Annotated in this window: 22 protein-coding genes and 2 pseudogenes; 7 read left to right on the forward strand and 17 right to left on the reverse strand. The window is 62.5% G+C overall.

What is annotated here, in order from left to right; genetic code table 11:
* Nucleotides 1-44: 44 nt before the first annotated feature.
* From G6N07_RS02265 to G6N07_RS02280, 4 genes and pseudogenes are all read right to left on the reverse strand, one after another.
* Entirely contained in the window at nucleotides 45-995 is a 951-nt protein-coding gene (locus tag G6N07_RS02265; protein WP_179959938.1) for a WXG100-like domain-containing protein, read from the reverse strand.
* Entirely contained in the window at nucleotides 992-1,276 is a 285-nt protein-coding gene (locus G6N07_RS02270; protein WP_085192313.1) for a WXG100 family type VII secretion target, read from the reverse strand. Before G6N07_RS02270 ends, G6N07_RS02265 begins: the two co-directional genes overlap by 4 nt.
* Entirely contained in the window at nucleotides 1,276-1,587 is a 312-nt protein-coding gene (locus tag G6N07_RS02275; RefSeq protein WP_085192312.1) for a WXG100 family type VII secretion target, read from the reverse strand. The genes G6N07_RS02270 and G6N07_RS02275 overlap by 1 nt, the downstream gene beginning before the upstream one ends.
* Before the next feature lie 544 nt (nucleotides 1,588-2,131).
* Nucleotides 2,132-2,695 (reverse strand): annotated as a pseudogene (locus G6N07_RS02280) (hypothetical protein); the annotation flags it as partial.
* 99 nt (nucleotides 2,696-2,794) lie between these two features.
* Here G6N07_RS02280 and G6N07_RS02285 point away from each other — a divergent pair.
* On the forward strand, nucleotides 2,795-5,887 hold the full coding sequence (locus G6N07_RS02285; RefSeq protein ID WP_085192316.1) for a DEAD/DEAH box helicase: 3,093 nt from the start codon (nucleotides 2,795-2,797) through the stop codon (nucleotides 5,885-5,887).
* A 147-nt stretch (nucleotides 5,888-6,034) separates the two neighbouring features.
* On the opposite strand, the gene G6N07_RS02290 is transcribed toward G6N07_RS02285, so the two are convergent.
* From G6N07_RS02290 to G6N07_RS02305, 4 genes are read right to left on the reverse strand one after another with little or no spacing between them, the layout of a single operon-like run.
* On the reverse strand, nucleotides 6,035-6,412 hold the full coding sequence (locus G6N07_RS02290) for a hypothetical protein (protein ID WP_085192315.1): 378 nt from the start codon (nucleotides 6,410-6,412) through the stop codon (nucleotides 6,035-6,037).
* A 3-nt stretch (nucleotides 6,413-6,415) separates the two neighbouring features.
* Nucleotides 6,416-7,693, reverse strand: coding sequence for a WXG100-like domain-containing protein (locus G6N07_RS02295; protein WP_085192314.1), 1,278 nt, complete (start codon nucleotides 7,691-7,693; stop codon nucleotides 6,416-6,418).
* Entirely contained in the window at nucleotides 7,690-7,974 is a 285-nt protein-coding gene (locus G6N07_RS02300) for a WXG100 family type VII secretion target (protein ID WP_085192313.1), read from the reverse strand. Before G6N07_RS02300 ends, G6N07_RS02295 begins: the two co-directional genes overlap by 4 nt.
* Nucleotides 7,974-8,285: a WXG100 family type VII secretion target gene (locus tag G6N07_RS02305; RefSeq protein WP_085192312.1), complete on the reverse strand. Its 312-nt coding sequence runs from the start codon at nucleotides 8,283-8,285 to the stop codon at nucleotides 7,974-7,976. The genes G6N07_RS02300 and G6N07_RS02305 overlap by 1 nt, the downstream gene beginning before the upstream one ends.
* Before the next feature lie 458 nt (nucleotides 8,286-8,743).
* On the opposite strand from G6N07_RS02305, the gene G6N07_RS02310 reads away from it, so the two are divergent.
* Nucleotides 8,744-9,007, forward strand: coding sequence for a hypothetical protein (locus G6N07_RS02310; RefSeq protein ID WP_085192311.1), 264 nt, complete (start codon nucleotides 8,744-8,746; stop codon nucleotides 9,005-9,007).
* Between the two features lie 95 nt (nucleotides 9,008-9,102).
* Here G6N07_RS02310 and G6N07_RS20075 read toward each other — a convergent pair whose 3' ends face one another.
* A complete protein-coding gene (locus G6N07_RS20075) occupies nucleotides 9,103-9,255 on the reverse strand; it encodes a hypothetical protein (protein WP_235849906.1) in 153 nt (50 codons plus the stop codon).
* Nucleotides 9,256-9,489: 234 nt separating this feature from the next.
* Between G6N07_RS20075 and G6N07_RS02320 the strand changes: the two genes are divergently transcribed.
* From G6N07_RS02320 to G6N07_RS02330, 3 genes are all read left to right on the forward strand, one after another.
* A complete protein-coding gene (locus G6N07_RS02320) occupies nucleotides 9,490-9,972 on the forward strand; it encodes a hypothetical protein (RefSeq protein WP_163784052.1) in 483 nt (160 codons plus the stop codon).
* A 65-nt stretch (nucleotides 9,973-10,037) separates the two neighbouring features.
* The gene (locus G6N07_RS02325; RefSeq protein ID WP_133055576.1) at nucleotides 10,038-10,361 is read left to right on the forward strand and encodes a hypothetical protein; all 324 of its coding nucleotides are present in this window, start codon (nucleotides 10,038-10,040) and stop codon (nucleotides 10,359-10,361) included.
* Entirely contained in the window at nucleotides 10,343-10,663 is a 321-nt protein-coding gene (locus tag G6N07_RS02330) for a hypothetical protein (protein ID WP_085192551.1), read from the forward strand. The genes G6N07_RS02325 and G6N07_RS02330 overlap by 19 nt, the downstream gene beginning before the upstream one ends.
* A gap of 755 nt (nucleotides 10,664-11,418) precedes the next feature.
* Here G6N07_RS02330 and G6N07_RS02335 read toward each other — a convergent pair.
* The 4 genes from G6N07_RS02335 to G6N07_RS02350 form a co-directional block, all read right to left on the reverse strand.
* Complete coding sequence (locus G6N07_RS02335; protein ID WP_085192552.1) at nucleotides 11,419-11,679, reverse strand: HU family DNA-binding protein; 261 nt, start codon at nucleotides 11,677-11,679, stop codon at nucleotides 11,419-11,421.
* Between the two features lie 410 nt (nucleotides 11,680-12,089).
* Nucleotides 12,090-12,488: a DUF6188 family protein gene (locus G6N07_RS02340; protein WP_220096634.1), complete on the reverse strand. Its 399-nt coding sequence runs from the start codon at nucleotides 12,486-12,488 to the stop codon at nucleotides 12,090-12,092.
* An 84-nt stretch (nucleotides 12,489-12,572) separates the two neighbouring features.
* A complete protein-coding gene (locus G6N07_RS02345; protein WP_163784054.1) occupies nucleotides 12,573-12,869 on the reverse strand; it encodes a hypothetical protein in 297 nt (98 codons plus the stop codon).
* A 300-nt stretch (nucleotides 12,870-13,169) separates the two neighbouring features.
* Nucleotides 13,170-13,586 (reverse strand): hypothetical protein, encoded by a 417-nt coding sequence (locus G6N07_RS02350; protein WP_085190439.1) that lies wholly within the window; start codon nucleotides 13,584-13,586, stop codon nucleotides 13,170-13,172.
* Nucleotides 13,587-13,730: 144 nt separating this feature from the next.
* Between G6N07_RS02350 and G6N07_RS02355 the strand changes: the two are divergent.
* Nucleotides 13,731-14,744: pseudogene (locus G6N07_RS02355) on the forward strand (IS3 family transposase); the annotation flags it as partial.
* A 22-nt stretch (nucleotides 14,745-14,766) separates the two neighbouring features.
* Here the strand turns inward: G6N07_RS02355 and G6N07_RS02360 are convergent.
* From G6N07_RS02360 to G6N07_RS02375, 4 genes are all read right to left on the reverse strand, one after another.
* The gene (locus tag G6N07_RS02360) at nucleotides 14,767-14,934 is read right to left on the reverse strand and encodes a hypothetical protein (protein WP_163784056.1); all 168 of its coding nucleotides are present in this window, start codon (nucleotides 14,932-14,934) and stop codon (nucleotides 14,767-14,769) included.
* The gene (locus tag G6N07_RS02365; protein ID WP_133055535.1) at nucleotides 14,931-15,374 is read right to left on the reverse strand and encodes a hypothetical protein; all 444 of its coding nucleotides are present in this window, start codon (nucleotides 15,372-15,374) and stop codon (nucleotides 14,931-14,933) included. Before G6N07_RS02365 ends, G6N07_RS02360 begins: the two co-directional genes overlap by 4 nt.
* A 135-nt stretch (nucleotides 15,375-15,509) precedes the next feature.
* Nucleotides 15,510-15,803, reverse strand: a complete 294-nt coding sequence (locus G6N07_RS02370) for a hypothetical protein (protein ID WP_085190434.1) — start codon at nucleotides 15,801-15,803, stop codon at nucleotides 15,510-15,512.
* Nucleotides 15,804-15,816: 13 nt separating this feature from the next.
* Nucleotides 15,817-17,220, reverse strand: coding sequence for an endonuclease (locus G6N07_RS02375; protein WP_133055534.1), 1,404 nt, complete (start codon nucleotides 17,218-17,220; stop codon nucleotides 15,817-15,819).
* Between G6N07_RS02375 and G6N07_RS02380 the strand changes: the two genes are divergently transcribed.
* Nucleotides 17,213-17,428 carry a hypothetical protein gene (locus tag G6N07_RS02380; RefSeq protein WP_133055533.1) on the forward strand — a complete coding sequence of 72 codons (216 nt, stop codon included), beginning with the start codon at nucleotides 17,213-17,215 and terminating at the stop codon, nucleotides 17,426-17,428. The two genes, G6N07_RS02375 and G6N07_RS02380, sit on opposite strands and share 8 nt — an antisense overlap.
* The last annotated feature ends 53 nt before the right edge of the window (nucleotides 17,429-17,481 follow it).

The following is a 17,481-nucleotide window of genomic DNA, read 5'->3' on the forward strand; positions in this document are numbered from 1 at the left end:
TAGGTGCACTCCTCGAATCGATGATCAACGCCAGCAAACGTCGATTATCGTTGAGGCAGTGCACCTTTCACGTTCACGCCACACCTCAGCACCGAATTACGTGAACTATTGAGGCTGATGTTCTTTGAGATCTTCCACGAGGCAATCGCTCCGGTGATCATCTGTGCGTACTTGGTGATCGAGTGTGCAGCCTTGGCCGTACCTGCGACCGCTCCGACACCGAAGGAGACGAACGACGCGGCAACCGCGATGGCCGCTGTAACCGCCAATTCCTTCGCCAGCTCGTCGAGGATGTCTTCGAGTTGAGTCCGTAGGTTCTCGAGGGCTGACTTGTACTGGCGGCATGACTCAGCCAGTTCGGCACATCCGTTGAGGATCGCTGATGCGGCTTCGCGCAGCTCCTCAAGGTCTCGCACGATGTACTCGACTTCAGGAGAATGCGTATCGTCGAAGGTGCGGGAGTCGACGTCCAAACCTTCGACGATCATCTCGGTTTGATGCACCGTCGCCAGGCGATCCCACGCATCCGCCGCCTTCGCGACCTTGTCGGTATCTCCATCCGGAACGGGTACGCCGACCTGCGACACCAACCCGATGGAGTCGTCCAGGAGTCCTTCGCCTGGCCCGCCCGCAGATGGTGGCGCTGTGAGCGTGCCGTCGACGCTTGCACGGTCGGCAGGCTTCGACGGCATCGGCGCTTGATTGCCGGGCGCCGAATCGTGTTCCGCGACAGCGTGGTTGTAACCCGCCTGGATCATGACGCCGCCATAGTTCTCTAGGGCCTTCACCAGATCGTTGGCGGCTCCGAGGACTTCGCTTGCGCGCTCGTCGTAGGAGGCTGCCCAGGCCGTGCCGGCATCGTCGGACCCGGCCATGGAACCCGTCTCACCAAGAAGGTTCACATTCACTGCGAACGCGTCGTATAGCTTGCCGGCTTTGTCGAATAGTCCCTTGCCGACCGCGTAGTAAGTCTCCGGATCGACGTCCTGCGTCACGTCAACATGTCCCGATTGAGCTGCGCGGCATGGGTGTAGTTGCGATGGGCGTGCTCTGCCGCTTGCCGCAATTCGGCGAGCGCTTCCCGCATCTGCGTCGCACCGGACACCCATTCGTCGTGCTGAGCGCGATGCGCGGCGGCCGCCTCTCCGGACCAGGTGGTGTGCAGGTCGGCCACTTGGCAGTCCACTCGATCAGCGATGGCTTCGGCGCGCCGCTCGAATGATTGGAGCTTGTCGACGAATGCCAGCAGTTCATCCAGTTCGACCCGGTAGCGCATCAAAGCCCCAGATCCATGTCCGTCGACTCCAACGCCGTCGCGGATGCCGCGTCTTGCTCGGCGTATCGAGCGGCGGCGTGTCCAAGGTTGCGCGAGGATTCGGCGAGCGAGTCCACCAGGGTCGTGGCACCCTCCCGCCACTCATCCCAGATAGACCAGTACGCCGACGCGGCGGCGCCGGTCCAACCGCGTGACAAGATGTCCCACGCGTGCTGCAGGCTCGCTAGCTCTTCGCGAAGCTCCTCGGCATCATTGCCGACCGCGCGCGAGATGTTGTACGCCTCGTCAACGTCTACTTCCAGGTGATCCACGGCTCCCCCGACGGCTGCGCCAATAGCTAACAGCCTATGGGCTCACCCCGCAGTCGACGTGCACGAATTCTCACGTTCGGACTTCCGCGTGAGGCTTTTGGTGCCATTTTTGACCATCGCTGCGCCGTGTCGCGTTGATACCGGTTATGAGTATTACTCGCCACCATGGAGTGCACATCCTCGCCTTTGAGTGGACCGACACCAACAAGCACTGCCTCATCGAGGTTCCGATTCGGATCGCCGCCCACATCGTCATGGCCTGGTCGCCCGCTACATCGTGCACCGCACATCGATGACAGGATCTACGTCGCCCGCTCCGCCACCGCCGGGCGGGACTCCAGTCGGTTCATGACTGCAGAAGCGCTCGACGACTATGGAATCGGGCATCGCGCCTTGCGCTTGAGCTCCAGTGTCGCCACGCCGCGGATGACGTCAGCGATCACAGCTTCGAGTTCGTTGACGCCGCGCTCGTCGTTATGCAGCGTGCCCATGCACATCCTGAATGGGTAGTTGGGGCCTTCGAGCCGAGCCTGCTCGAACGCTCCTCGTGGAGCTTCTCAAGTAACTCGGTGATGTGCTCGAGCGCCTGCTGGCGTTGATGGTCGGCATACGCGCTTGCTCCGACGGCCAACGCCATAAGAACAAGCGGCGCTGCCACCGTGAGCGCCCCCGCGGTCGCCACCCCGGCCGTACCGGCCGAGCCGGTGGTTGTGCCCACAATGGCCGCCTTCCCAGCAACCGGCACGAAGGTGGCTTGTGCAGCGATCCCGCTCGAAGTCATCAGCGAACTTGTGGACCCCGCCGGCCGCCGCTCGGGAAGCCATTGGGCTGACCAACCCTTGCTCACCTGCGCCGCCACCTTCGCCGGCACGACCATGCGATAGAGCACTTCGCCGGTCGCCGCCGCCTTCGCTGCCGCTGGCGCCGAATTCGCCGTCTCCGTGCCGAGCTGGGAAAGATTCTGCGCGAGGGGGCTCGACGCATGAAGCGCAATGCCGCCGCTGCGGACTCGTTTGGTGGTGATGGGGCGTGCTTCAAGCGTGGTGATTGGCGAGTCGGCGAGTGTTGCCAGGACTGTTCGAAGTCGACTGAGGCGCTCCGGCGTCATGGGCTTGCCCTTCCCTCGGGCGGCGCCGAGGCAACCGCTGGCGTAAACCCAATCAGCATTGCTGCACACTTGTATGTCCCGTCCGTTAACGTGCCGCTTGTGGAACTCGGGATGTACGAATCGCTGCTCACCGACAAGCTTTATGGGCAGCTGGGGCAGGCATCGGACCTTCGCCCGGCGTACGGCGCCGTCGACTCTGCCGAGCAGGCGTTGAGCATCACCCGTCACCTGGCACCGAGCATTGAACGAGCGCTGCAGGCCATCGGCAGCACTGAGGAGCGCACAACACTGGCGCGACGCATCCTCGAACTGTTGCCTGACGCCGGGGGAGAAGCGCTGCACCCGCTTGAGCCTGGCAAGCTGACCCGGCTTGAGGAAGTCGCTAGCGCAACCGCGCTCGACCACACACCGGTACTGCGGCCCGCCACGCCATTTTCGGATGCCGCACTCATGACGAACGCTCGCAACGAGCCCACGCTGGCCGCGGAGCTGCGTGCCGAACTCGTCAGCGCCGACCACGTCGATCTGCTCTGCGCTTTCGTCAAGTGGCACGGCCTTCGGCTGCTAGAACGTGAACTGACCGAGCTGCGCCGCCGTGGCGTGCCACTGCGCGTGATCACCACGACGTATCTCGGCGCGACCGACGCCCGTGCGCTGGACGCATTGGTCAACGACTTCGGCGCCGAGGTGCGCGTCAACTACGAGACCGACCGCACGCGGCTACACGCCAAGGCTTGGCTGCTGCGCCGCAACACCGGCTTCCATACCGCCTACGTCGGCTCAAGCAACCTCTCGCATGCCGCATTGGTCGATGGACTTGAGTGGAACGTGCGACTGTCGGCTGTGGCAACACCACATCTACTCGACAAGTTCCGACTGACCTTCGACTCCTACTGGGATAACAGCGAATTCGAGCTGTATGACCCAGTCGGTGACGGCACTCGGCTCCGTAATGCGTTGGACGTCGCGTCTGGCCGGCGCGAACGCGGGGGCGTCGCTGTCACGCTGTCCGGGCTAGAGGTCCATCCGAAGCCCTTCCAGGCCGAGATGCTGGAGGAACTCGAAGCGGAGCGCGTCCTCCACGGACGCCACCGAAACCTTATCGTCGCCGCAACCGGCACCGGTAAGACCGTTATGGCCGCGCTCGATTATCGCCGGCTTGCGCGCGAGGTCCACAACCGCGACTTGACATTGCTCTTCGTCGCCCATCGCAAGGAGATCCTTCAGCAGGCGCGGCGCATGTATCGAGAGGTGCTCACGGAGCCCACCTTCGGTGAACTCTTAGTCGGGGGAGACCATCCGACACAGTGGCGCCACGTCTTCGCCAGTATTCAGTCCCTGTCTGCCGACCGGCTCTCGACGATTGCACCCAACCACTTCGATGTCGTCGTGATCGATGAGTTCCACCATGCCGAAGCCGCGTCGTACCGGCGGTTGCTCGAGCATGTGGAACCCGTCGAACTACTTGGACTTACCGCCACGCCGGAACGCGCGGACGGAGTCGACGTCCGACAGTTCTTCGATGGCCGCGTGGCAGCGGAATTACGCCTGTGGGATGCCCTCGAGCAGAACCTGTTGTGCCCCTTCCATTATTTCGGCGTCTACGACGACACCGATCTTCAGACGATGGAATGGAAGCGCGGCCGATACGACCTGTCAGCGCTGAGTAACGTCTACACCGGCAACGATTCCCGCACCCGCATCGTGCTCAAGGAATTGCGGGACAAGATCGCCGATATCGGCACGATGCGCGCCCTCGGCTTCTGCGTGAGCGTCGAACATGCTCACTACATGGCCGAACGATTCGTCTCCGCCGGCATTCCCGCGCAAGCAGTGTCCGCAGACACTCCAGCGGTCGAGCGACAAGACGCTCTGACGGCACTGCGGAATCGGCACATCAACGTCATCTTCGCCGTCGACCTCTTCAACGAAGGCCTGGACATTCCGGAGGTCGATACGGTGCTCTTCCTGCGCCCGACGGAAAGCGCCACCGTATTCCTGCAGCAGCTTGGTCGTGGCCTGCGCCTTACGAGAGGGAAGACGGTCCTAACCGCGCTCGACTTCGTCGGCCATCAACGACGCGAATTCCGCTTCGATCAACGCTTCCGCGCGCTCACCGGCGCCAGCCGGAAAGAGCTGGCGCGTCAGGTCGAAAATGGGTTCCCCTTTCTGCCGTCGGGCAGCCAGATCGTCCTGGACGCCGTCGCTCAGCGACTGGTCCTCGAGAACATCCGCCAGCAGGTGGCGCCCCGATGGCCCGCGCTGGTGTTGGAGGTCCGCGCGCATCCCAACGACAATCTTGCCGACTTCCTCGACGCCTCTGGCCGCGGCTTGGAGGACGTTCTACGCACGGACCGATCGTGGACAGCACTTCGCCGTGCCGCCGGCAAGCTGACGGCTTCGGAAGGTCCGCTCGAGCATCGTCTCGTCAAGCGTGTGCGGGCGCTCGCACACCTGGATGACCGTCTTCGCCGAGACGCGTACACGGCACTCCTCGACGGCCAACAGGCTGCAGGTGTAGCCGAGCAGCGTCTTGCCGCGATGTTGTTCTACAGCCTCTTCCCCGACGGAGGGGAGTTCACCGACGCAACAGAGGGTTTGACTGCTATCGACGGCGAACCGGTTACCGACGAGATGCGTGAGGTGATTGACATAGCCTTCGGTACCGCTCACCGCACTGCCCGGCCATTGGTCGAGCTCGCCCCCGCTCTTGCCGACGTTCCACTCGCGTTGCACGCGAGCTACTCGAGGGAAGAGATACTTGCAGCGCTCGGCTGGACGGCACAGGGACGCTCACCGAGTACCATGCGCGAGGGAGTGGCCTGGTGTCCGGAGGTCAACGCCGACGCGTTCCTCATTACGCTGAAGAAGACCGACACGGACTATTCGCCGACCACGATGTATCGCGACTACGCGTTGAACCGCGAGCTCTTCCATTGGGAGTCGCAGTCCACGACATCAGCAGTTTCGCCCACTGGTCAGCGGTACCTTCAGCACCGCGAACGCGGTTCGCACATCTTGCTGTTCGTCCGGGAGAACAAGACCAACGCACTGGGGCCAACCCCGTACATCTTCCTCGGCCCTGCCGACTACGTGTCGCATGAGGGTGATCGGCCGATCGCCATCACGTGGCATCTGCGTCTTCCTATGCCCACGGAGGTTTATTTGGCGTCGCGAGCGGCGGTGGCGTAACGACGGCTGCGACTCGGATTTCGTGGGCGGATACGGAGCGTATCCCTAACCCGGATTTTTCGTGGAACGTTGCCCGTGATGGCGTGTAGATATGCGAAAGGGCCTGTCTGTAAGGGAGAATTGGACTTCTCTAGGGTTCAATGATTCCTACACGACCGCCGTCATTTCGAACTGCGGCTGCGCCCCGACAATCCGAACTCTGCCCCAGTCGCCCTCGACAAGGAGTGCCTCGCCGTCGACCGCGACGATGTCGATGTTTCCAAGGTCCTCTTCGCCGTCAGCATCGGTGTAGCGAGCGGTGGTGCGTCGCTCCCATTCGATCCGAGAAGCGCCTGCAAACGTCAGGGTTCCTAAGGCGTAGCAATATTGCTCACCGGGTTGCGGAGGGTGGTACGCGGGGCTTTCGGGAGTCAACACTGCATCCAGCTTGAAGGTGAGCTGTCCGGGCGCCTCCGCGATGCCGATGACGTAGCTGTCCTCGAGGTAGACGCCGGTCAAGCCGGGGAACTGGCTGTAGTCGATCACGATTCACCAATCCCACTCGATCGGAGTGTGGTTGCCTTCGCTTCGCCTCGTCACGGGGTTTCCGTTCGGGTCTATTCGCTGACCGGTCGCGTCCCGAAGCTCAACGTGAGGTGCTTCGCTACCGGGAGTGCGTGGACTTCCCTCCTTGATCGTCATTCGGACAATACCGTTCTCGTCGACGTACTTCGGCGGTCCACCGGGCGACTGAGTTTTAGTCCAACCTTGTGAAGTCGCATAGCCCTCCAATTCGCTTGCTTTCGGTGTCCGGCTCTTGAACAGGTCGCCCAGGTTCCGGACTGGCGGTGGCTTTCCTTCTGGCTTGCCCTTGCGGCCCAGGTTCTTGATGCGCTGCATTTTCTGGCGGACCCCGGCGATGTCGTGAACTTTCTTGACACCCTTACTGATGTTCTTCGAGATCTTCCACGAGGCAATCGCTCCGGTGATCATCTGTGCGTACTTGGTGATCGAGTGTGCAGCCTTGGCCGTACCTGCGACCGCTCCGACACCGAAGGAGACGAACGACGCGGCAACCGCGATGGCCGCTGTAACCGCCAATTCCTTCGCCAGCTCGTCGAGGATGTCTTCGAGTTGAGTCCGTAGGTCCTCGAGCGCTGACTTGTACTGGCGGCATGACTCAGCCAGTTCGGCACATCCGTTGAGGATCGCTGATGCGGCTTCGCGCAGCTCCTCAAGGTCTCGCACGATGTACTCGACTTCAGGAGAATGCGTATCGTCGAAGGTGCGGGAGTCGACGTCCAAACCTTCGACGATCATCTCGGTTTGATGCACCGTCGCCAGGCGATCCCACGCATCCGCCGCCTTCGCGACCTTGTCGGTATCTCCATCCGGAACGGGTACGCCGACCTGCGACACCAACCCGATGGAGTCGTCCAGGAGTCCTTCGCCTGGCCCGCCCGCAGATGGTGGCGCTGTGAGCGTGCCGTCGACGCTTGCACGGTCGGCAGGCTTCGACGGCATCGGCGCTTGATTGCCAGGGGCCGAATCGTGTTCCGCGACAGCGTGGTTGTAACCCGCCTGGATCATGACGCCGCCATAGTTCTCTAGGGCCTTCACCAGATCGTTGGCGGCTCCGAGGACTTCGCTTGCGCGCTCGTCGTAGGAGGCTGCCCAGGCCGTGCCGGCATCGTCGGACCCGGCCATGGAACCCGTCTCACCAAGAAGGTTCACATTCACTGCGAACGCGTCGTATAGCTTGCCGGCTTTGTCGAATAGTCCCTTGCCGACCGCGTAGTAAGTCTCCGGATCGACGTCCTGCGTCACGTCAACATGTCCCGATTGAGCTGCGCGGCATGGGTGTAGTTGCGATGGGCGTGCTCTGCCGCTTGCCGCAATTCGGCGAGCGCTTCCCGCATCTGCGTCGCACCGGACACCCATTCGTCGTGCTGAGCGCGATGCGCGGCGGCCGCCTCTCCGGACCAGGTGGTGTGCAGGTCGGCCACTTGGCAGTCCACTCGATCAGCGATGGCTTCGGCGCGCCGCTCGAATGATTGGAGCTTGTCGACGAATGCCAGCAGTTCATCCAGTTCGACCCGGTAGCGCATCAAAGCCCCAGATCCATGTCCGTCGACTCCAACGCCGTCGCGGATGCCGCGTCTTGCTCGGCGTATCGAGCGGCGGCGTGTCCAAGGTTGCGCGAGGATTCGGCGAGCGAGTCCACCAGGGTGGTGGCACCCTCCCGCCACTCATCCCAGATAGACCAGTACGCCGACGCGGCGGCGCCGGTCCAACCGCGTGACAAGATGTCCCACGCGTGCTGCAGGCTCGCTAGCTCTTCGCGAAGCTCCTCGGCATCATTGCCGACCGCGCGCGAGATGTTGTACGCCTCGTCAACGTCTACTTCCAGGTGATCCACGGCTCCCCCGACGGCTGCGCCAATAGCTAACAGCCTATGGGCTCACCCCGCAGTCGACGTGCACGAATTCTCACGTTCGGACTTCCGCGTGAGGCTTTTGGTGCCATTTTGACCATCGCCGCGCCGTGTCGCGTTGATACCGGTTACGGGTATTGCCTTCGTCTTTCCGACTCGCGAACTCGATAACCTCATGGAGGCCACCGGTGGCGACCGTCGCGCGTTGGAGCGAGCGCTCGGACTGCCGGACGGATACTTCCACACCGATGGGGTGGTACGCGTAGACGTTCCCGAACCAACCAACTTCGACTTACGAATACCCTCAGGGAATGAAGCCGGTGCCAATGATCAGAGGATGCCAGGCGGGTTCCTACCGACAGGGATGCCTGAAGCGGTGATCGATGGTGCGGACGTACCTCCTGGCGACCTGACATTACAGACCTTGATGGAAGGTGACAACAGTGAAATTCGAGAAGGCCTTCGTATCAAGATTAGACCGCTACTCGCTGGGCGTCGAAACTGAATCAGGTCTTTACTATTTGGCAATACCGGTTAGCAACCAGATGATCGATTACATGGAGTATTACAAGCTCAGCGACGAGGAGTATGAGGCGCTGCGTGGCGACTTAGACCAAGCGCGAGACTTCGCGGATTCATGTCGCCGACACGAACACGACGAGCGCCTCTTCATGCAGCCGGGGACCGACCGTGGCGTTCCACGATAAGCCGCTCTTTCGGTTTCAGAGTGCATCGATCCGTTCGGCGAGGATGACGCAGCGCAGCCGGTAGTGGGTGAGGTTACGCCATGACGTCCCGTCGCCTACTCGTCAACTTTACCCGGCGTGAAGAAGGCGCTGCGGATTCCGCCTTTGCGCTTGAGCTCCAGTGCCGCCACGCCGCGGATGACGTCAACGATCACAGCTTCGAGTTCGTTGACGCGGCGCGCGTCGTTATGCAGCGTGCGTATGGACATCCTGAATGGGTGGTTGGGGCCTTCGAGTCGAGCCTGCTCGAACGCTCCTCGTGGAGTTTCTCAAGTAACTCGGTGATGTGCTCGAGTGCCTACTGGCCTTGATGGTCGGGCCGCCTTCCCAGCAACCGGCACGAAGGTGGCTTTGCAGGGATCCCGCTGGAATTCATCCCGCAATGTGGACCCCGCCGGCTGCCGCTTTGGAAGCCATTGGGCTGACCAAAACCCTCGGTCGTGATGCGACAGAATCCGTCCGTCGAGCTCACTCCCGACGGCGGACCCGGCCAGGTCAAAGTGGGGATACCAGAAGCTGTGGTGCAGCAGACCGACGACGGTGCGGTCCGCATCAAATACGATGCCGCCAACCCTTTTGCTCCCCACATTGCGAAGGACCCACCATGGCCAATGGTGAACAATCCGTGGAGGGTCAACGGTGATCTCGTCTTCACTCCCACGGCCGACGGCGTCCGTGTCGACGGGACGTGCACCGACTACCCCTCCATGGAGGTGTATCAGGACTTCCCCGATGGTTCGTCTCGGACGGTGCTCATCGATGCGGCGATTGCCGGTAACTCGACCGGACCGATGGTGAATCTCCCACAGCACCACGAGGTCGGGGCCGGTGGCAGCGCGTTCGCACCATTCGATTCCGGAGGGTGGAATCCTGACTACGATGTACCAATCCCCCTTGCCGTGGACGGAGTTCGGGACCACGACTGACCCATCACGGCTTCCGTCGATCCCGTTGCCGCCGGGCGTGACTCCAGTGTGATCAGGTAGGCGACATGACAGCACTCGCGCGACTCAATGGCCAGGACTCACGGGTCTGGTCCACGGCTACATGGTCGGCGCCGCTCACGACCCAGCTGGTCCTGGCGCTCGTCATCGTGACAACCTGGCTGCTGGGGAAGTGGTTCCCTGGTACCGGAGCAGTCGTCCTCTTCGTAGCCGGTGCCGGCGCCGCCTTCCTCCTATGCGCAGGGATCACTCTCCTGCTGGCCCGATCGTCTTCTTCACGTGCACGCGGCATCGCACTCGGCGTCGTCGGGTCGTATGCGGTTGTCCTCGTGGGTGGACTGCTCTACGGGTTATGGATCTTGGCGTGGTGACTTCACGGGTGCCGCAACCGCTCGCGTCGTCCTATGGACCCGTCACGTTCGTGGCGGCACTGGTGAACATCCTTTTCGTCGAGACTGCTGCCGTTTGGTATTTTCTGCCGTGGTTCGCCCTCGCCATCTTTGTCCTGCCGTTCGTGCTGATCGATCTCGCAATCGCGGCAGTCCTCCGGTCGCGCCCTGGAGTCGCCGGGCAAGTAGGGCGAGGGATGTTGATCGGATTGGTCGCTGCGCCAGTGGCTTTGGCAGTGTTCCTGCCGGGCTTCCTGCTTGTCCAGGCCGCTGGCCTCGTCTGATTGGCGTCGTCGCGCACCGAACGCCTCGGTTGTCCGATGCGCCGGGGCTCTTCGGGTTCCCGAACTCGATCCGGTCGCGGGCATCAACGAGGCCGAGGCGTGGATGGGCAAGCGGGTGTTCGGGAGTTTCCAGGACAGTTCGGCTAGGCACATCGCAAAGCTCGCGGGAATCCTGGCGCCGGTCGCGCCCGGCTTCGTCGTCAGCCTTGATGCCCTGGACGACTGCGGGGTACGCCCGACCGCAAGCGATGGGCCCTTGCATGAGGCCTGCGACCTGGTCCTTTCCGGCGATGACAAATCTGCGTCGCAGTCTCAGTCGCCGCATCATTTTCGAACGCCTTGCTGTACTTTGATAGTTCCCCGCATCCGCCACGGCCAGTTCACGCTCGACCAGCCCGGCGTAAGCGGGCAGTGCGGCGATGAGGTCGAGCTTTCCGTAGGCCTTGGCGAGATAGCTCCAGACGCGGTCGTCATTGAGGCCGAGGGTGTGCACCAGCCACCACGCGTGCGGAATGTCTCAGGGACAGTTGCGCGAACAGCACCGCCTGACGCGAACACGGCGACCCGCGCTCAGAGCAGTACATCCGGTCGGTGCCTGGTTCGTCTACGATGCCGATAACATGCTGTCGTCGAGGTAGACGCAGGCGCAGGTTACTGGCTGTAGTCGTCACGAGTCACCGATCCCACTCGGCCGCGGTTCGATCGCTTCTACCTACCGTCGTGGCGGATGTGCCTTTCGCTCTGTCGGTCCGTCTTCATGGCCACTTGCTGATTCGAGCGGCGTTGAATTGCGCGAGGACCGCGCTCACCTCGCGTCCATAGCCGGTCGGCTCCCAGTCATCGTCGAGGTTGTCGGTCAGTTCGTCGCTGAGCGCCGACATGATTTCTTCGGCTTCGGAACGAGTCACCGAACCGGACCGGCGTACACGTGCTAAAAGATCAGGGCTTCGCCGCGTCAGGATTTCACCGAGCATCTCAGCCTGACCGGTGCCCAGAAACCCGAAGTCGCTATCCACCTGCTCCTCCTGTCCCGGCGCTGTTGTTCGCCCAACCGGTGATTACTTTGCCTCGCTCGTGTCAGCGCCGGTCGAATCCTGAGCGGCCCTGCTCCGGTCCGGAACTACCTGCTCACTTCCGACCGGAGCTGACACGCGTTCCTCATTACGTTGAAGAAAACCGACACCTGACTAGTCACCGACAACGATGTACCGCGCCTCCCAGTTCTCATCTAGGTGGTCGGTGGCTCGTCGTTGAAAATTGAGACGATCTGCCTGGCATCCGAACGCGCCACTGACGTGGACTGCAGGACTTGCTCGAGAAGGGCAGGGCTGCGTCGCGCCAGTATTGCGTCGATAACAGCCTTGTAATCCTTGCCGAGGAGCGAAAGTGAGCATTCATGGCAGCGTCCGACGTCTCCGGCGAATCTCTACTCCGACGCTCCGTCGGCCGGCTTTTTGGCACTCCACACAGCCAATTTGCCGCCCGGTGTGCTGACAACGAGCGCGCCGTCCGGCCCGGACACGCTCCATGCTTCATAGGCTGCATCGGGCTTCACCGATAGATGAGCCCCGCCGCTGAACCTGACACTGAGGGCACCTGCCTCGTCGGCGAAGGCTTCTTCGACTGTTTGTCCCACTAGCTGATGAATAGGCTGAAACGCATCTTGGGCGTCTTCTTCAGGTGAAAGGGAGATGACGTCGTCTCCGACGACGACCGTGAACGGTGACTCGATGACGATGAAGTGGACGTCTGCCAGTTGCATCCTGACCGTGTAGTTCACCAACACCGATTGGAGTTCTTTTCCTTCTAGCTCAAGGTTTTTCACGGCCAGCCTTTCGGTATTGAATACGAGCCATCGGGGTTCCGTGGTATGTGCGTTTCCGCCCGTGTGCCTGGCTTGCCATCGAGGTTAATTGGCTGATTGTGTTCGTTTGTGAACTTCACATAGCTGCTTGCCCTTGCGCCCGAGATGGTCGATTCCAGTGTCGTCGCGGATGCGCCCTTGTAGATCGGTGACTTTGGCCGCAACCTGCGCGGCGTACTCCTCTGTCATGTGAGTGGTGTCGGGTGGGATCACCTGATTGGTGGTCTCATCGATGGCCGCCGCCGGAGGGGTGGCGGCGTCGTCGACGATGCGCTTGATTGTCTCGGCGAGATCCTCGGCGTCCTGGTGGACAGTTTCCATCCGGCTCGCCGCAGGTGCCAAGGCTGTCAGTCACCGCGTCTGGTCGCTCGCCGTGGCCACCATCGCGGACCTGGCCGCCTGCGCGCCCTGTCCCTCCCAAGCGGACACCGTGATCAGCGAGCGATGGAAGTCAGCGGAGTGGGGGTCGTTCGTGGTGGCGTCACGCGCTGATTGGGCAGCTCGGCGATCTCGGGAGGCCGACTCCTTGAGCTCCTTGAGTTCAGCGCCATGTGATCAAGTCAGGGCGCTGAACCCGCGTTGCCGAACCCGCGGCACATCAGAGCCTCCACCAGAACCAGGGCGATTCATGCGGTCGACCGGTTATGGCAGGGCCAACGCAACCTTGTCGTGCTGGGCAACGGCCAGGTGCGCGGCCAAGGGCCGGTGCCGAAGATCGTCAAGCTCGTCCCCGTCGCTGTCCTGGGGGAGTAGCAGATCGTGCAATGAGTCTGCCGACTTCACCGCCGGCTGAGCTTCCCCGCTGGCATCGGTGATCGCACGCGCCAGTTCGGCATCCATTCGCTCGCCGTCGGCGAGTACGGCGGCGATGCGCCCTTGTAGATCGGTGACTTTGGCCGCAACCTGCGCGGCGTACTCCTCTGTCATGTGAGTGGTGTCGGGTGGGATCACCTGGTTGGTGGTCTCATCGATGGCCGCCGCCGGAGGGGTGGCGGCGTCGTCGACGATGCGCTTGATTGTCTCGGCGAGATCCTCGGCGTCCTGGTGGACAGTTTCCATCCGGCTCGCCGCGGTGCCAAGGCTGTCAGGAGCAGGAGCTGGCCAAGACCCGCGCCGTGGTGGATGTCCAGGCAAACTGCACGCGCTCTTGGAGACGCTCTCCGAAAGCGCGGATACCGATCCGAGGTGGACACCGTGACTGATCAGGCCGTCACGGAGTTGGCGCCGCAGCTGGGCATACGAGCTGCCTGCGAAGCTGTCGGGGCGTCGCAGGCCAGCTACTACCGGCGCCACCGGCAAAGCCCGCCACCGGCGCGGCCAGAGCCCATCCCGCACCGTCAGCGGCGGCAACCGCGGGCGCTGAGTGCCGCCGAACAGCAGGCCATCCTCGATGTGCTGCACAGCGACCGGTTCGCCGACCTCGCACCGGCTGAGGTGTGGGCCACCCTGCTCGATGAAGGTGTCTACCTGGGCTCGCAGTCGACGTTCTACCGGCTGTTGCGCCAAGCCGGCGAGGTGCGTGAGCGCCGCGCCCAGGCAGCACATCCGGCGAAGGTGAAACCCGAACTGGTGGCCAGCACCCCCAATGCGGTGTGGTCGTGGGACATCACGAAGTTACGTGGCCCAGCGAAGTGGACCGACTACTACCTGTACGTGATCTTGGACATCTTCTCCCGCTATGTCGTTGGCTGGATGGTCGCCAGCCGCGAATCGGCGGCGCTGGCCGAGGTGCTGATCCGCCAGACCTGCGCCAAGCAAGGGATCAACCGTGACCAGTTGACGATCCACGCCGACCGCGGCAGTTCCATGACCAGCAAGCCAGTGACGTTCTTGCTGGCCGATCTCGGTGTCACCCAGTCACATTCGCGACCACACGTATCCAACGACAACCCGTTCAGCGAGGCCCAGTTCAAGACGTTGAAGTACCGGCCCGACTTCCCCGGCCGGTTCGGCTCGATCGAGGAAGCTCGATTGCACTGCCAAGTCTTCTTCGGTTGGTATAACGATGAACATCGCCACAGCGGGCTGGGCCTGCATACCGCCGCTGACGTTCACTACGGGCTGGCCGAGGCAGTCCGCGACAAGCGTGCCGGCGTACTCGACGCCGCCTACGCCGAACACCCGGAACGGTTCGTCCGCAAACCGCCCGAACCGCCGAAGATCCCCGAAATCTCGTGGATCAACCCACCCGACCATCCAGAGGAGGACGCTCAGTAAATACCGCGCAACGGTGCCTCATTCAGGTTGACAGGTTCCGCTCAGCGCTGGTCTTCGGCTCGAAACTCACAGCCTCGACCAGCTCTTCGAGAGACGCATCACGCCGCGCGGCAAACTTCGTGAGATACTGCCATCTCAAAGACGCGTCGCGCGGACCGAATTTGTTCGGCGCATCGAGCGGTGCAATCATGCAGTTTGTGCTGCCCTCGAGGAACTGCGCATTGACCTGCCAGCCTTGCGCGTCAACTCTGGTTTGCTCAGGTTGTGCCCGGTGGCGCTCCAGGCCTTGCTTCCTGTGTCGTAGTAGATACCGCCGTTGTGCCTCGCTTCCCCTATGTATCCATCGCCCTCGCCGGCCCACTTGCCGAGTACCACGCGGTCGGCATATCCCGCGTACCGATCGGACTGGGCATACGGTGCGTGGAGAGGTCTGCCAATTCGCGGGCAAACTCTTCTCGACTGCCCGTTCACAAAGAGATCATGGAGGCTTAATGCCACATGCGGAGCGCGGTCGTCAACGACGTCGATCGTCCACCACTCGTCATCATGTCTGAGGTAGAAGGAATGGTCATCTGATGTGAACCCAATCGCGCTGCCGTCTCCGCCCGGAGGCACCGAGAGGTTCGCCATGCCGATTCCGCTCGACCATGTAGTCCACTTATTTGACAGGCGTGGGAATCTGCCAACCCATCCACCCATTCTCTTCGGCTAGCTCCGGAGAGTCTGTTACGCACGAAAAATCTGCCGGCTACCCAGCGAGTGAACTCAGCGAAGCTGCCAGCCGACGCATCGGCCGATCTCTTCCAACGCCTCGGCTGATAGTTCGGGATGTCGCTGACCGAATCTACCGATGATGTCGTTGACGCCTTCGGCCAAGGTCATCGTTCCCCAATCAATGGGCATCGCAACCGCTTCCCGAACTAGTTCGATGACTCGGTCGGCGATGACGTTTCCCTCGTCCGCTCCGTAGTGATCGATGAGCTTTTGCCGGTCCACCCGGGGTATCGCGGATTCGCTGATACCGATGACGACCGCTTCGTTGATCGTGTCTGCGTTCATTCTGGCGAGGATCCTATCGTTGGAATACGGTGGTTTCGATGCCGGTGTCGGGGTCTATGACGATGATCTGTGTGACGTTGGGATTTTCCATGAGGCGCGGTAGCTCAACATTTTCCCAAACATTGCCTGGGCGGAGATTTGAGCCGATCACCGCATGAACCTCGCCAGAAGCGTTTTCAGCGTACATTTGCGAGACGGCGGACCACCAGCGCTCGGCATGAACGTCATTCGGGCTCCACTTCGGCGGTTGTATACCATTTTGCTCTAGTAGGCTTTCTAAAGTCGTTGCACCGCTTCCGTGAGCGATTAGATCTGCCCCACCGTTTCCGCCAGCAGTAATTGGCCCTATGCCAGTGCCGTCGACGCTTCTGCCGGACCAGAAGAATGCCCCGTCCGATGGTGTTGTCAGTCGCGATGGCTCTGGAAGAGGGTAGGGGCCCGTGTCGACGAATTGCCCGAAGTCAGGTAGCGCATCGCTGAGCGTCGGTTGATCGCCGATGGTGGGTAGGTGTTGCTCCGCCCCCCCGAGCGGAGTCGAATGTTCGACTGTGCCTGTTGCACTCGGCGTATGGATGACATCGTCGGGGATTGCCGCTCCGACACCGCGGGCCGCGAGGGCGGCTTCCCCGCCGAGAACGGCGCCGGGCGCGGTGATGGCCGTTCCGCCGGCCACCTCACCCAGGTAGTGCTCGGGGTACTTCGTCAGATGCTCGACTTCCTCGGTGAAGGAGTCGACGGGGTTGGTGGCTCGCTCCCAGGTGCCCTTGGCCATGTCGGTCCAGGCGCCTTTGAGCTCCTCCCATCCATTGGCTCCGACGAGGTCTTTGATGCCTTCTTCGGTCTTGAACCAGCCGTCGGCGAAACCGTCGGCGAAGCTGGGCGGTGGTTCCGGTCCGCGCTCGGGCGGCTTGGCTGCAGGCAGCGGTTTCTGCGCTGCGGCGACGATCGCATCCAGTCGCTGCTCGATCTGCTGCGGCGGAACACCGTCGCGCAGCATCGTGTGTCCGGCAAGCTGTTTGAACTGCTGGACCTTCGTGGGGTCCAGCGGCGGCGGCCCGGCGGCGGGGCTGCCTCCGGCCTCACCCGGCTTTGGTGATGCTGGCTCATCGCCGGATTTCCCGGTGAGCTGATCCAGCGCGTTGTCGAGACTGTCCGGTGCTGATTGACGCCGCTCGCCGTTTTGGGGGAGCAGTAGGTCTTCGAGTGACCCTGCCGACTTAACCGCCGGCGCGGCGGTACCGCCGGCGGCGGTGATCGCCCCTGCCAGTTCGGCGTCCAATCGCTCACCGTCGGCGAGTGCGGCGGTGATGCGCCCCTGTAGATCGGTGACCTTGGCGGCGACCTCTGCGGCGTACTCCTCCGTCATGTGACTGGTGTCGGGCGGGATCACCTGGTTGGTGGTCTCGTCGATGGCCACCGCCGGCGGGGCGGCGTCGTCGTCGAGGATGCGCTTGATCGTCTCGGCGAGATCCTCGGCGTCTTGGTGGACAAGGTCCATCCGGTTCGCCGCGGTGCCGAGACTGTCGGCCGCCGCGTCGTGGTCGCTCGCCGTGGCCACCATCGCGGACCTGGCTGCTTGCGCGCCCCGTCCCTCCCAGGTGGACACCGTGATCAGCGAGCGATAGAAGTCAGCGGAGTCGGTGTGATTCGCGGCCGCGTCACGCGCTGATTGGGCCAG

Source organism: Mycolicibacterium doricum, from assembly GCF_010728155.1.
GTDB lineage: Bacteria > Actinomycetota > Actinomycetes > Mycobacteriales > Mycobacteriaceae > Mycobacterium > Mycobacterium doricum.

Coding starts and splice junctions, on each gene's coding strand:
- G6N07_RS02270 (WP_085192313.1), bottom strand. CDS start 1,276: ATGCGCTACCGGGTCGAACTGGATGAACTGCTGGCATTCGTCGACAAG.
- G6N07_RS02300 (WP_085192313.1), bottom strand. CDS start 7,974: ATGCGCTACCGGGTCGAACTGGATGAACTGCTGGCATTCGTCGACAAG.
- G6N07_RS20075 (WP_235849906.1), bottom strand. CDS start 9,255: ATGTCCATACGCACGCTGCATAACGACGCGCGCCGCGTCAACGAACTC.
- G6N07_RS02320 (WP_163784052.1), top strand. CDS start 9,490: ATGCGACAGAATCCGTCCGTCGAGCTCACTCCCGACGGCGGACCCGGC.
- G6N07_RS02325 (WP_133055576.1), top strand. CDS start 10,038: ATGACAGCACTCGCGCGACTCAATGGCCAGGACTCACGGGTCTGGTCC.
- G6N07_RS02330 (WP_085192551.1), top strand. CDS start 10,343: ATGGATCTTGGCGTGGTGACTTCACGGGTGCCGCAACCGCTCGCGTCG.
- G6N07_RS02350 (WP_085190439.1), bottom strand. CDS start 13,586: ATGGAAACTGTCCACCAGGACGCCGAGGATCTCGCCGAGACAATCAAG.
- G6N07_RS02360 (WP_163784056.1), bottom strand. CDS start 14,934: ATGATTGCACCGCTCGATGCGCCGAACAAATTCGGTCCGCGCGACGCG.
- G6N07_RS02365 (WP_133055535.1), bottom strand. CDS start 15,374: ATGGCGAACCTCTCGGTGCCTCCGGGCGGAGACGGCAGCGCGATTGGG.
- G6N07_RS02370 (WP_085190434.1), bottom strand. CDS start 15,803: ATGAACGCAGACACGATCAACGAAGCGGTCGTCATCGGTATCAGCGAA.
- G6N07_RS02380 (WP_133055533.1), top strand. CDS start 17,213: ATGGCCACCGCCGGCGGGGCGGCGTCGTCGTCGAGGATGCGCTTGATC.